Source organism: Pseudofrankia coriaricola (genome assembly GCF_032027725.1).
In the GTDB taxonomy this organism is placed as follows: Bacteria; Actinomycetota; Actinomycetes; order Frankiales; family Frankiaceae; genus Pseudofrankia.
Genome location: NZ_JASNFO010000024.1, coordinates 40,881 through 54,114, shown reverse-complemented (window position 1 = coordinate 54,114; position 13,234 = coordinate 40,881). Strand labels below are relative to the sequence as shown.

Here is a 13,234-nt window from a genome sequence, read left to right as displayed (position 1 = left end):
TGCCCGCAGTAAAACGGCGAGCCATATTCGGATTCGGCTACAGATCTGGCGATCTTCAGCGGTGGCGGGTGGGCAGACAGTGCCCGACACAGCGCCGGCAGCGCAGGGGGCTGCCTACCTGCCCACCTGGCCAGCCGGCGGCCCTCTGTTCGCGGGCACTGCCATTGGCTAGTCGCCGCACCTGACCACGAAGACCGACAGCCGGGTGGGTGACTGGGCCCAGGCTGCCAACGTCGAGATCGCCTACACCCCGACCTACTCGTCCTGGCTCAACCGGATCGAGGCCCAGTTCACCGCGTTGCGCTATTTCCCGTTGGACGGCACCGACCACCGCAACCACCGCGCCCAGGCATCCATGATCCGCCGCTACATCATCTGGCGGAACCAGCACGCCCAAGATCAGCGGTTACGCCGGATCGTCGACCGGGCCAACGTTGCCTGAAGCGGCACCAGCCGCGCACCACCCCTTCGCGCCGCTGGCCGTCGAGGCGATCAGCCGGCTGCGCGCCCTGCCCACCCCCGGATAACCGGAGCGACCTCCCTGCCCCACCGACCTGGAAGAACTCCCGGACGTGGACCGAGCGCCCACCCCGCGCGACAGCGGGACACTCGGCCACGGACCAACCCGGCCGAACACCACAACTCAACATCGACGAGGCTCGGAGGACAGCCCACGATCGCCCAAGCCCAGGCCGCGAAAGCTCGAGGCTAGTGGTTGTCACAACGCCCCAGCTCAGAGACAGGCACGCCATGGGCATCGCCCATGGGCGCTCGTGGGCCGTTTTCCATGGGATATAACTGCCTATACAGAAGAAGCCCTTCAGTCTGGGGAAAGAATCGGACCTGGGTCTTCCGGTCGGGGGGTAACGTTGATCGGGCTGTCGGACGTGGCGCCGCTCGACGAGTCCGACCCTAGCGTTCTGGGCCCCTACGCCGTGCTCGGTCGTCTTGGTGATGGCGGCATGGGCAGCGTCTATCTCGCCCGCCGTGGCGGTCATGCGGGCGATGCACTGCTAACGGTTGAAGAACTGATAGGGCTCCTTGAACGGCACCAACGCACCCCTCTGACCTTGCTTGATCTGAAGGGTCTATTTGAGCATCCCGGTAATAGCCTGGCCGAGATAGATGAACTCTACGACGCCGCCGAGAATTCCGTCGCACTCATCGCGAAGATCGTTGCACTTCTCTATCAGGAGGCAAACGACGAAGATCCTATCGGCGAAGGCTGCATGAGCCTTGAAAATCTGCACTATGCCATCCGGAAGGAGCTTTCCCCTCGCCGATCGCAAAAGATTGTGAACGAGGCTCTGACGTTTCTTGCAAGCAGTCTCGTGAAGGCCGTGGCCGCGAACGGCGAGAAATGCAAGCTTGTGGACTCCCCTTCAAATATACGGCGCCGGCTTTTGCGGCCTCGGCTTCGGCCTCGATAAAATCGACGTCGAGGGTTCTGACGCATGACGGCCCGCTGCGGTTGTCGCGCTTGTCGACGCTCCGCGACTGGCGGCCAGCAGCGGGTCGTGCGGCAACCGGACACCGCCGGTTGTACAGCCATTCGTACAGCCCAGCCCCCGGACACCGGTGGACGAGCGTGGACGCCGATGGACACGGGCAGGGCTGTGACCAGGCTCGGCGGACGACTGTGGACGTCCATGGACTACGCGGGACGATCTTGTAGTCGGGCGGTTGGCGGGCCGGGCCGTGTAGCACTCCGTGACGCAAGGACTCACGACGGTGGCGAAACGGTATGGCGAAGCGCCGGACCAGGAGTGGGTCGGCGGTCGGGCCTCCACCCGTGCGTGCCCGCAGCAACGGTCGTTATTTGGATCCAAGTGTTCGACCGTCGGCGCTGCGAGACAATCAAGCCGTTTGCTCGCGGGGTGAGGTGCCCGCCGTTACATGCTGTCCTGCATCATCCGATGGAGGCGGGCGAGAACCGGGCGGCGCATACCAGCGGCGGCTTGGGATGAGGGTGGGCTGATCGGTTCCGGAGTCTCCGGGGCGACCTGCGGGAGATTCTTGCGGATCCAGGCGATTTCTGCTTCGTCGCGTCGGTGCCAGTGGTCGACGATGAGGGTGCGGGCGTGGGTGAGCGCGTCGGGGCGGGTCTGGGCGTGCTGGCCGAGGTAGTTCAGCGCGAGTTCGACGGTCAGGGTTTCCGGTCGGGACCGGCGCGCTGCGTCGATGGACAGCCGTTTCAAGACCGCGTCGACGGCGTCCGGGCCGCCGATGGTGACGAGCGCCGTCAGGGCCGCGTCCCGGGTTGGTATGTCGGAGCGGTCGATTGCCGCGGCGAGTTTCCCGGTGCAGGTGCCGTCGCCGCGGACCGCGAGGGTCCCGAGCGTGCCCAGGCGGACGTGCTGGTTGGGGTGGTTGGCGTAGCTGGCGACCGTGGCGACGTCGAGCGGCCCGTTGCCGGATGCGAGTTGGCCGAGCGAGATGGCCAGTAGATAGCCGCGGAGCCGGCCCAGCGTCGCGAGCAGCGCACGTTCCCCGGAAGGGCCGGCGAGCACGAGCAGGTGCGCGGCTTCCTGGCACACGTCCGTGTGTGGGACCGCGACCAGCCTCGTCAGCATGTCGAGCGGGCAGTCCCGGCAGCCCACCTCGATCATCGTCTTCAGTAGGATGACCCGCCGGGTGTCGGACTCCTCCACTGCCAGCCATCGGTACAGCAGCCGGCAGGCCCACGGTGCACCCCTCCGCGCATGCAGCCCGACCTGGCCCACCAGCCCAGCGAACTGCGGGTTCGACAGCGACCCCGAATGCTGACGTTCGAACACGTCTTCCGCCGGTGCCACGTACTCGCCGCCCGTCACCCCGCGCGGCACCTTACCTTCCACGACCGACGCGCAGCCCGCTTCAAGCCTCCGCGCGGGATCGTAGTCGTCGCATGGGACCAAATACCGGCGGACGGCGCTAACTGCGGCGCCCCTGAGGCGAGACGCAGTACATCCCCGGGCCAAACCGTGACCGCCTGGAGTGACAGCCAAGCTGACAGCCGAGCCGGCGGACGAGCGCGGAGACTGGCGGACGTCGGCGGACGGCGCCTCCCTGCTCACCGGACACGGCGAACATCCACGGACGTCCCCGGAAGATCCGGATCAAACTACGGATCTGATTCCCGGCCTGCACCAGGTCGCGACGTGTGGCGGTTGGCGGCCGGCCGCAGCTCGGCCTCGATACGAAGGTGGCTACCCTTCGTCCCGTGGGCAGCCTGAAGCGCATAGCGCCGATCTTCCCCGTCCGCGACCTGGCCACCACCTTGGCGCACTACCAACGACTTGGCTTCACGACTCGGCGGTACGAGGGCGGCGGCTATGGCTACGCCACGCGCGACGGCGTCGAAATCCACCTCGGCGTCGTCACAGATCACCATCCGGAATTTCGCGGCAGCGCGTACCTGTTCGTCGACGACGCCGACGACCTGGCCGCCGAGTGGCGCTCCGCCGGAGTCGAGATCCATTCCCCGGAGGACACCGACTGGGGCCAACGCGAAGGCGCCGTCATCGACCCTGAAGGGAACGTCCTCCGCTTCGGCTCCCCCATCCGAACCTAGAAAGGATCGCCGCGCGGATCCCTGCCCTCCGGATGTCACCGTAGGTAGCCCGAGGCACGGGGTCGAGAAGTACGGCAGTTGTACCGCAACGGGGGTGGACGTCAGTGGACGACGGTGGACGTCGCCGAGCCCGTCACCTGCACCGATGGACACCGATGGACGCTCGTGGACGGCCCGCCGAGGTCTACGGATCGGGTGCCTCCTCAACGACTTCCTGACCGCCAACGTCACCGTCTGACCGAGCCGGCGCGCCAGGGTCGACTCCCTGGGAGCGAGAGCCTGGCTGAAGCAGATCGGAGCCCGAGCCACGGCCTACCGCTCGGGGCTTCGACGCATCGATCAGCCCTATGGTGTGAGCGTGGACAGCTCCGTAGGCGAGCCGCTGATCTTCCTTGATGTGGACGGGCCACTCATTCCCTTCGGCGCCCCGGCGGGCGCCTATCCGAACCACGGACCCGGCTGCGGATCAGCGTCATCGGAGGCGAACCCGCTGCTTGCGAGGATCAACTCCGGCCACGGGTCCCGGCTGGCAGCCCTGCCGGGTGAGCTTGTCTGGGCCACCACGTGGATGGCCGACGCCAACGACTACGTCGCGCCGCGGCTCGGACTGCCTGAACTGGCCGTCGTGACCTGGCCAGAACCCTCCGAATTCGACGCATGGGATGAACGCCACGGCCTGCACTGGAAAACCCGCGCCCTGGTCACCTGGGCTGCAGGCCGCCCGTTCGCCTGGGTCGACGATGAGATCACCTCCCCCGACCGGACGTGGGTCATGGCACACCATCGAGGACCGGCCCTGCTCCACCGAGTCGACCCCCGCCACGGCCTGACCGACGCCGACTTCAGCACCCTCCACCGATGGCTCACCTGGGTAGCGGCAGCACTCGCGCAGGCCCCGGATCTACATCATGAGAGCGGGCGCTAGGGGCCCATCGGCGGTCGCGGCACTCGAGCAAGGAGAAGTGGGCGGCTCGCCGAGGACTTCGGACCGGATGCTTCGGGGCCGCCGTGGGAGCTCGTCGGATGAGTGGCAACTTCACACCCGGTGGGCCTGAGCTGTAACGCAGGCCTTTCGCATGCCTGGTCAGTCGAGCCAGGCCAGTACCGCGTGGCCGGCCGCGGCTGCGCCTTGGAAGAAGGCCGTCAGGGGAATGAAATAGTCACGCCCCCATTCTAGGGAGTCTGCGGAGTTCGCGCTTTTTGGGTAAATGTCGGCATCGGCAATTTCTGAGGGGGTGACCGTCCGAATCAGCTGGTCATAGGTGGTCTGCTGCAGGATCTCTGCCGCTAGCCTGACCCGCTCTACTGGCAGATACCGTGGAGGTCCATAACCCCAGTCTTCATCTTCGGCGAAACATTCCTCGCCGTGGATGATATCTACGGGGAAAGATGATCGCCGCAACAAAAATGCGAGCAGATCCCATGTCTTGTAGGTACTGAAATGTAGTGCCTCAGCTGGCGTTGGCTTGCTCTCGTCCTGTGAATCGCGAATCGTTTCGGCGAGATCGAGTGCCCATTCGGGATCCTTGACGGCCTGGTCCAGCTGGCTCGGTGTGACTCGCAGGTACTCCCCGATCATGCTCACGGCGACAGGGTACGGGACGGTCGGATCGGCTCTACATGCCCCTGGCGAGTCCCAGCTTCTGTGAGGCTCCTGGACGATCGGCTGATACAGCCAAGCCCGCGGGCACCGACGGACGAGCGTCGCCGCCGGCGGACGTGGGCAGGACCGTGACCAGGTATGGCGGACGACTGCCGACGATGATCTGGAACAGCTCGGCCTTGAGGTGAAGGCCCTCGACGCCGCTGACGTCGCGTACCTGCTCCACGTCGAGGTGGGATGGCACGCGTCTGGGGGCGCGCTGACCTGTGATGTACCGCCTCCAGGTCAGGCTGTGGCCGTCGAGTATCAGAACGCCGTATTGCCAGCGGCGCGGGAGGGCGCTCGCGGTGCCGCGGAGGTAACAGGAGACCGCGACGGGCTGTGTGGCGAGCCGGCCGGCGTCCATCTCGTCGATGAGCTTGGTCACGGCGTCCGGGTCAGGTCGTCGAAACCCGCTGCGCAGCACGTCCAGGACGGTCTGCGTTCCCGGGGACCGCCGCGTACGGGGCATAGGCGCCATGATGACCGACACCCGGTGGCAACCATGATGGGACCGGGTGGCCGTTGTCCAGGTGCTCGCCCAGGTGCTGGGTTCCGGACCTGTCGCGCGCCGGTGCGGATGGACCTCCTGCGATTCGAGACGTTCTGCTGAACCAGAGGCGTGCCACGCCGAGATGGCCAGCTGGTGCATCCATCCGTACAGCCAAGCCCACGGACACCGGCCGACGGGAGCGGACGGCGGTGGACGCGGCATGGCTGTGAGCAGGACCGACGGACGAGCGTGGACATCAACGGACCGTCCGGACCGATCTTGTAATCGGGGGGCTGGTCGCGGTCCGCCCTGCCGTCAGCCGAGGGCAATTGCGTCGAGCGATGGCTCGTGCGCGGAGAGGTCGGTTCACTCCGGAGTATCCACTCGATCATCGTGTGCATTCAGCGGTAGCCGTACGGACAGGGGTCGTGCTCAGATGGTTAGGTTGCCAGGCTGTAGATGACGATGGCGGCGACGACGGCGGCCAGGAAGAGGACCCAGACGACGAGAAGGTTTCGGGTCAGGTCCACGAAGTGCTGGTCGGCCGCCTTTCGGTCCTGGCGGATGGCGACGTCGTTTCTGGGGTGAGCACGTAGCCAGGTCCGCCAGTCGGAGACGGCCTCGACGCCGCTGGCTGCCAACTGGTGGAGAGCGTCTGGGCTCGTGACGCATAGCAGCGCACCGTCGATCGTTACCCCATTCTCGGCTCGTGACGAGATGTAACCGAACGGTAGCGACACCCGGGTGTACTCGAGCTTGCGCAGTGGCGGGACCCGTGCCGGCGTGGCGAAGACGAGCATCAGGTTCGGCGGCCTGATGCCCGGGATGTCGCGAAGCAGCGTTGTGAAGCGAGTGAACAGGTAGGGGATAGACAGCCCGTCCTCGGTGATTCCCTGATCCGCGATGATCGAGGGCTTCTCGGAGGACAGGTATACCGGCGTGACCGCCACCTGGTCGAGCGGGACCTCGATGGCCTTGCGGCCGAAGTAGATCGGGAGGATCAGGCGGAGGCGATCCGCGTAGAGGTCGATCCGGGGAGCGCGGCCCCACAGGTACTGGAGCGGGATCGTCCGGGTTGGCCGGCGACGCTTGTCTGAGCCCTCGGGGCGGTTCGTCACGTCCTGCGAGGTTAGACGCAGCGGCGTTTCGGTGCCGCTGAAGCTTGGACGGATCGCCGACGGATGATCGAACGAGCCGACCTCCGCCGCCCACTGGCGTTCAGCCCGATGTAGCAACGACTGCGGACGTTGTGGACGGTGGGGGAGCGTCGGGTCGGTGGGATGGCCCGGCCTCTCCGACCACGCCAAGGGCGCAGCGGCAGCCACGGTGGCAGCCAAGCCCGCGGACGACAGTGGACGACTACGAACGAGCCCGGACATCGACGGACAGGCGAGAGTGACTTTGCAAGGCAGCATCGTCCGCAACTCCACGAACCTTCCGCGTCTGTGGGACGCTCGCGTTATGAGAGGCCGCGGACGCCGTACCCACAATCGTGCGAGTTTCACGGAACCTCCCGCAGGTCGGCATCGCGAGCAACGAGGACGTCGGACGCCTGTCGGATGGCTTAGAGATGACCTAAAGAAGGCGATAGGGCCTCGTACAATGCTGCGGCTTCTTCGGGCTCACCCGGCACTCATTCTTCGCTGGGTGCTCTACCTCGTCGTAGCCTACGGAGCTGTCGCTCTATTTCTCTGGCCCTTCGGAGAGCTGAGGCTTCTAGAACGCTATTTCGTGCTGCCGAGCATTTTCGTGAGTTCGGCGATTGGGCAACAACTGCATCGCCTAAAGGTCCAGGAAACAAAGGCGGATGTGCGATCCGATGAAAGCACTTCCCCAGTAGGGGACCAACCGCGTCCAACAGGCCGGCACGGCGACTAGGAAGAGCTCACGGACCGCCGTGGTCAGTACGGTGCCGGCAGCCAGGCCGGCGAACGACGGCGGACGAAGGTGGACGTCCGTGGACGCCGCCAGCCGCGCGACCTGGACCAGCCGACGGCCACGGACATACGCGGACGGACCACGAATGATCTCATGATCTCCGTGTCGGCCGGGCGTCCGGGACGGTCGCCGATCGTGCCGAGCGTGAGGGAACGACGTTGGCCAGGGCGGGTGCCAGTGCACCCAACGGTGTACCCGAGCCGGCGGACGGCGCCGGACGGTGGTGGACGCCGTCGGTATCGATCAGCTGAGCGAGCGGGCGGCACGGGCCGGTGTGAACGTCGGTGGACCGGTTGCCCTCTCCTCTCAGGGTCCGTCCGTCCCGCCGGAGCGGTTGCTACTTGGACGTCGGTCTTGGGACGCCGTGTCGGCCGGGTAGGCGCGTCGGTCTGCGACGGCACTCCCGAGCCGTCATGGGCGCCGAGGTCGTCAGTGTCGATCTCCGCGTCGTGGTTCCGCCTGGCAGCGCGGGCGAAGATCGTCGAGCGAAGATCGCTGTCGTAGAAAGTCCTTTCAGGTTTTTTAAATCCTTTCAGGTTCAAGGGCGGCCTTCGGCCGCCGCGTCGGTCCGCCACGCGCGCCACGCACGGGCGGGGCCCCGTCAGTCCCGCCGCGCCCCGGGGCCCCGGCGCGTCGGGACTGCCACCCCACCCGCGCGCGTCGGGGCGTCGGCCCGACGCTCGACCTGGAGTGTGGACGTCGGCGACCTGAGTGGTCCGACCGTGCACCTTTGGGGGTCAGAGCGAAGGGGTTGCGGTGAACCGATTGTGGCTCACGCGGGAGATGGGGTAGACAAGGCCGTCGCGCTTCCTGGGGGTGTCGACCGCGACGTAGCCCAGAACGGTCCCGTCAGCGCTTGCTACCCGCCACGACGTCATGGCGTCGCCGCTGGCCGCGCATGCGGCGTCGACCCCGACTCGCTCGCCTGGCGCCAGCGGCATCGACCCTTGATCGGATCTGCAATAGCCGCCCTGGCAGTCGTCGACGACGACCAACCGCGGGGTGTCGTTGGCGAGAAACACCGCGCTGTAGTTGCCTGGGTCCGTCGGATCGACCGCGCCGCAGCCAGCTCGATCCATCCTTACCTGGGCCGCGATCAGGAACCCGACGAACACAACCACTCCGAGGATGAGCGCTCCCGCTACCAGGCCCCGCACTGTCGCTCGTGGGCGGTGACCGGAACGCCGCCGCCCAGGTCGATGATGTGCCGACTGCACCCACCGCCGCGTCATCCGCCCATCCTGCCGGTACCACCTCAGACAGTCACGGTCCCTACCGAACAAGGCGCACGACATAAGGAGTAGTGCCTACTACGCACCGGGGCGCTGCCCCGGACCCCGACCAGCCACCAGAGGAGGGGAGGGCAGCGGGAGTCCGCGAGACATGCTCAAGACCTGTGGATCGAGCTCGGGAAGCGTGCGAAGGGCGTACCTTCCCGAGTGATCGACTGATGGTCATCGAGTAGGCCGGTGTTCGCAGCACCGGTCGGGAAGGCACGTCCGTGCTCAGCGTAGTCAACGACGACGGCACCATGCCGAACAGCTCCCTGATAGACGAGATCGTTCGGGAGGGCGCCCGGCGGATGCTCGCGGCGGCCCTGGAAGCCGAAGTCAACGCCTACATAGCCGAGTTGGCCGACCAGCAAGACGGCAAAGGTCGGCGACTGGTGGTGCGCAACGGCTACCACCAGCCCCGGAAGGTCACTACCGCGGCCGGGGCGGTCGAGGTGAAGGCGCCGCGGGTGAACGACAAGCGGGTCGACGAGACCACGGGCGAGCGCAAGCGATTCTCCTCGGCGATCCTGCCGCCGTGGTGCCGCAAGTCCCCGAAGGTCAGCGAGGTGCTGCCGCTGCTCTACCTGCACGGGCTGTCCTCCGGGGACTTCGTCCCGGCGCTGGAGCAGTTCCTCGGCTCGGCGGCCGGGCTCTCACCGGCCACGGTCACCCGGCTCACCCAGCAGTGGCAGGCCGATCACGTCGCGTTCATGAACCGTGACCTTTCCCAGGCCGACTACGTGTACGTGTGGGCCGACGGCATCCACCTCAACATCCGTCTGGAGGAGGCCAAAGGCTGCGTTCTGGTCCTCGTCGGGGTCCGCACCGACGGCTCCAAAGAACTGGTCGCCCTCGCCGACGGCTACCGCGAATCCGCCGAATCCTGGGCCGACATGATGCGCGACTGCGCCCGCCGGGGCATGCGTGCCCCCGTCCTCGCGGTTGGTGACGGCGCGCTCGGTTTCTGGAAGGCTCTGGCCGACGTGTTCCTCACCACCCGCGAGCAGAGGTGCTGGGTTCACAAAACGGCCAACGTCCTCGACTCCCTGCCGAAGTCCGCGCAGCCCGGAGCGAAGAAAGCGATCCAGGACATCTACAACGCCGAGGACCGCGACCGCTCCGAGGCGGCGATCAAGACGTTCGCCCAGCTCTACGGCGTGAAGTTCCCCAAAGCCGTCAAGAAGATCACCGCCGACCAGGACCAGCTGCTGGCGTTCTACGACTTCCCCGCCGAGCACTGGATCCACCTGCGCACCACGAACCCCATAGAGTCCACCTTCTCCACCGTGAGGCTGCGGACCAAGGTCACCCGCGGGGCCGGCTCCCGCACCGCCGCCCTGGCCATGGTCTTCAAGCTGGTGGAGTCCGCCCAGCAGCGGTGGCGGGCCGTGAACGCGCCCCACCTCGTCGCCCTCGTCCGCGCCGGAGCGCGCTTCGAACGGGGTCGCCTCGTAGAACGCGATGAGGTGATCGCCGCGTGAGCCGACCGGCGGCCACTGAGGCACCCTGGATGGTTCTGGTCGGTCCGGCCGGCGCTGGGAAAACCACCCTCGGCCGAGAGCTTGCAGCGAGGACGCACAAACCGTTCGTCGATCTGGACGCCACCGCGGACGGGTACTACGCGGAGGTGGGATGGAGCATCGCCAAACTCCGCGAGCGCATCGCCGCGGTCGGACGCCTTGCGGCCGAAGTGGAATGGGAACCGGCCCGAGCACATGCCGTGGCCCGTGCTGCCGCAGATCATCCCGACGCCGTCATTGCACTGGGCGCAGGCCACACTAGCTACACCGATCACCGGCACCTGGTCACGGTCCGCACCGCACTGAGCCGTTGCCGAGATGTGGTCCGTCTCCTTCCCTCCCCTGAGCGCAAGGGCTCACTGACCGTGCTACGGCGACGCTGCACAGCGAGCAAAGGCCGATCCTGGATCGTCGACGGGCACGACTTCCTCGCCCACTGGCTCGACGACCGCGGCACCGAGCTGGTCGCGACACGGACGATCTACACCCGCAACGAGACTCCCGCCCAGACCGCCGCACGGCTGCTCCGAAGTAACTGATTGGCAAACGACGAGCACGCCAGATCCACAGGTATTGACGATGGCTCCTCACAGGGAGGGTCGGAGGTTGCGACGGGCGGTCGTGCTTGTCGCTGGTCGATGGGGAGGGGAACTCCCGGCATTGGTTGGCAACCAGTCAGGAGACCGCCGGACGTCACCGCGGTCGCCATAATCAGAAAACCGATGGCCTGATGGCGTCGACGGTGCTCGCCCGACGGGGCACCACCTGTCACGGTGACGGAGTCATGGCGGTCGTCGAATGTTCGCGATGTTTGACGTGTCTCCGAAGGGAAATCTGACAGGGACTACTCAGGTGTAACCGGCGCAGCGGAGCGTAGTGGTAACCGCAGGCTGTGGAAAACATCCGCTATCCGCGCGTGTTCCCCGCAGGTCCGCCCAACTGGTGAAATCTTGAGGTGTCGCGCCATGGTCACCATGCCGGTTTCCGGCCGCGGCGGCGACTCGGGCGGTTCAGGGGTTGGGATAGGGATATCGCCGCGGCCGCAGCGGCTCAGACCGTCGGTGCGGCAAGCTCGGCCAGGTGGTGCAGCGAGTTGGTGAGATGTTCGGGGCCGAACGGCGGGAATTGGAGGTACTCCCGGATGAACCGCGGCACCGCTGACCAGTCGTAGGTGAGCGTGACCTCGGTCTCGGACGGGCCGAGTGACGCCAGGTCGTAACGCCAGATCCAGCCGCCGAAGTCCAGGTGACCGTCGCCCTTCTCCGTCCCCGGCAGCCAGCCAATGGCGCGCGGCGGGTCGAGCACCTGGACCTTGTTGACCACCCGGTAGTCACCGTCTGGATGGTCGGCGTGATACATGCCCATCCGGAAGATCTGCCCCACCTCGGTCAGCGGCGCCTGGTCGGCGGCTTCCTGAACCCAGCCGGTGCCGTCGATCGCGGAATGGGTCGTCGGGTCCGCCAGCACCGCGAACACCCTCGCGGCGGGCACGGCGACAGTCAGGGTGGCGCTCACGTTCTCCTCGGCCATGGTGTGCACGCTCCTGTCGTCTCAGCTCGGGACTCTCGCAGGCGCGGAATGGGACGTTCCCACCATGCAGACGACGCGACGAGGCGGAACTCATCGGTCGCGTCGGCGGACCCCGCCCGACGACGAGCCGGTCGAGCGTCGTTCTGTTGGCGGCGTTCTACACCCTGTGGGGAGGACGCCAGCGGTGCCGCGGTGCCCAGCCCAGCAGGGCGCGGGCGCCGGACGCGTCGACCAGTGCCCGGAACGGGTCGGTCTCGTATTCCGGCCCGCCCCGCCACTCGACGTCGGGGAGCAGCCGTTCGGCCAAGGTGCGGGCGTGGTCGTTCGACGAGGAGATGTCCGCCGCGCACAGCAGCAGCCGGTGATGGCCGGCAAGCGGCGCGGTCAGCGCCCGTTCCACCGCGGACGCGAGATCCCGCACGTCGAGGAAGGCGCCGTACTCCCAGTACGGGGACCACTCGAAGTCGGGATGGTCGCGTCTGGCCCGCCGTATCCCGGCGTAGATCTCCTCGGTGAACACCCCTGGTGGGCGCAGGCACACCGTGCACACACCGGTCGCGGCGGTGGCCGCCGCGCACATCCGCTCCGCGAGCCACTTCGACATCCCGTACGCCCCCGCCGGGCGGGTGGGATGCCGGTCGTCGAGCGGAAGGTAGTCGGGCCTGCCTCGGCCGCCGAAGCACCCCAGCACGTCCACGCTGCTCAGGACGACCACCCGGGGGACACCCCGCCGCTCGGCGGCCCGCAGCACATTGCCGGTCCCGAGCGCGTTGGTCTCGAACACCACCGCGTCCGTTCCGGTGGTGGCGGGCCCGAACTCCGCCAGATCCGGATCGTCGACCGGCTCGTCGACGGCGGCCAGGTGGACGATCCCGTCGCAGCCCGCGGCCATCCGCTCGAGATCCGCCGCGTCGCGCACGTCATGACCGTCCGCCAGGTCGAAACCCACTGTCCGGTGCCCAGCCGCCGTCAACGCGGCCGTCACCACCGTGCCCACCAGCCCCCGGTCCCCGGTCACCAGAACCCGCACAGCGGACAGCCAACCAGTCCACGCCCACTGCGACGAGTCGTTTACGGGGGGCGCGGCGACAGCGCCCGCGAGCCGGGCAGAAACGCGGCGGGCCGGCCGTTCGCCGTCGCGGGCCGTGCCATCAGGTTCCGGTCGCCACCGCGGCGGCACCCCGGAGGCCGGTAGCGGGCGTAAAGCTCTGACGCGCGCCAACGTTCACCCAAGGGCTTTGCGACGCAGACGGACAGGCCGAGGCCGGCTCGGTATTGTCCAGA

At 67.3% G+C, this 13,234-nt stretch carries 13 protein-coding genes; 6 read left to right on the top strand and 7 right to left on the bottom strand.

From position 1 onward, the window contains the following. Positions 1-205 precede the first annotated feature (205 nt). Positions 206-442, top strand: coding sequence for a hypothetical protein (locus QOZ89_RS13750; protein WP_241841675.1), 237 nt, complete (start codon positions 206-208; stop codon positions 440-442). 445 nt (positions 443-887) lie between these two features. After that, positions 888-1,430 (top strand): hypothetical protein, encoded by a 543-nt coding sequence (locus QOZ89_RS13745; RefSeq protein ID WP_312623956.1) that lies wholly within the window; start codon positions 888-890, stop codon positions 1,428-1,430. A gap of 462 nt (positions 1,431-1,892) precedes the next feature. Here QOZ89_RS13745 and QOZ89_RS13740 read toward each other — a convergent pair whose 3' ends face one another. Continuing rightward, a complete protein-coding gene (locus QOZ89_RS13740; protein ID WP_071048517.1) occupies positions 1,893-2,813 on the bottom strand; it encodes a HEAT repeat domain-containing protein in 921 nt (306 codons plus the stop codon). A 329-nt stretch (positions 2,814-3,142) separates the two neighbouring features. Here QOZ89_RS13740 and QOZ89_RS13735 point away from each other — a divergent pair, with 329 nt between their 5' ends. Further along, positions 3,143-3,553: a bleomycin resistance protein gene (locus QOZ89_RS13735; RefSeq protein WP_198543217.1), complete on the top strand. Its 411-nt coding sequence runs from the start codon at positions 3,143-3,145 to the stop codon at positions 3,551-3,553. A gap of 358 nt (positions 3,554-3,911) precedes the next feature. Beyond that, positions 3,912-4,478, top strand: a complete 567-nt coding sequence (locus QOZ89_RS13730; protein WP_071048515.1) for an HAD domain-containing protein — start codon at positions 3,912-3,914, stop codon at positions 4,476-4,478. Positions 4,479-4,637: 159 nt separating this feature from the next. Here the strand turns inward: QOZ89_RS13730 and QOZ89_RS13725 are convergent, their stop codons facing one another. The 4 genes from QOZ89_RS13725 to QOZ89_RS13710 form a co-directional block, all read right to left on the bottom strand. Then, on the bottom strand, positions 4,638-5,132 hold the full coding sequence (locus QOZ89_RS13725; protein WP_083418536.1) for a DUF1877 family protein: 495 nt from the start codon (positions 5,130-5,132) through the stop codon (positions 4,638-4,640). A 37-nt stretch (positions 5,133-5,169) separates the two neighbouring features. Then, positions 5,170-5,667, bottom strand: coding sequence for a hypothetical protein (locus QOZ89_RS13720; RefSeq protein WP_131803946.1), 498 nt, complete (start codon positions 5,665-5,667; stop codon positions 5,170-5,172). Positions 5,668-6,128: 461 nt separating this feature from the next. Then, the gene (locus QOZ89_RS13715; protein WP_071048513.1) at positions 6,129-6,806 is read right to left on the bottom strand and encodes a hypothetical protein; all 678 of its coding nucleotides are present in this window, start codon (positions 6,804-6,806) and stop codon (positions 6,129-6,131) included. Between the two features lie 1,557 nt (positions 6,807-8,363). Beyond that, complete coding sequence (locus QOZ89_RS13710; RefSeq protein WP_312623954.1) at positions 8,364-8,741, bottom strand: hypothetical protein; 378 nt, start codon at positions 8,739-8,741, stop codon at positions 8,364-8,366. 386 nt (positions 8,742-9,127) lie between these two features. On the opposite strand from QOZ89_RS13710, the gene QOZ89_RS13705 reads away from it, so the two are divergent. Both QOZ89_RS13705 and QOZ89_RS13700 read left to right on the top strand, forming a co-directional pair. Then, positions 9,128-10,381 carry an IS256 family transposase gene (locus QOZ89_RS13705; protein ID WP_116271496.1) on the top strand — a complete coding sequence of 418 codons (1,254 nt, stop codon included), beginning with the start codon at positions 9,128-9,130 and terminating at the stop codon, positions 10,379-10,381. Beyond that, the gene (locus QOZ89_RS13700; RefSeq protein ID WP_131803943.1) at positions 10,378-10,959 is read left to right on the top strand and encodes a shikimate kinase; all 582 of its coding nucleotides are present in this window, start codon (positions 10,378-10,380) and stop codon (positions 10,957-10,959) included. Before QOZ89_RS13705 ends, QOZ89_RS13700 begins: the two co-directional genes overlap by 4 nt. A gap of 511 nt (positions 10,960-11,470) precedes the next feature. On the opposite strand, the gene QOZ89_RS13695 is transcribed toward QOZ89_RS13700, so the two are convergent. Together QOZ89_RS13695 and QOZ89_RS13690 are read right to left on the bottom strand one after the other, a co-directional pair. Next, complete coding sequence (locus QOZ89_RS13695) at positions 11,471-11,950, bottom strand: SRPBCC family protein (RefSeq protein ID WP_206745008.1); 480 nt, start codon at positions 11,948-11,950, stop codon at positions 11,471-11,473. Positions 11,951-12,107: 157 nt separating this feature from the next. Next, positions 12,108-12,980: an NAD-dependent epimerase/dehydratase family protein gene (locus QOZ89_RS13690; RefSeq protein ID WP_071048509.1), complete on the bottom strand. Its 873-nt coding sequence runs from the start codon at positions 12,978-12,980 to the stop codon at positions 12,108-12,110. Positions 12,981-13,234 lie beyond the last annotated feature (254 nt).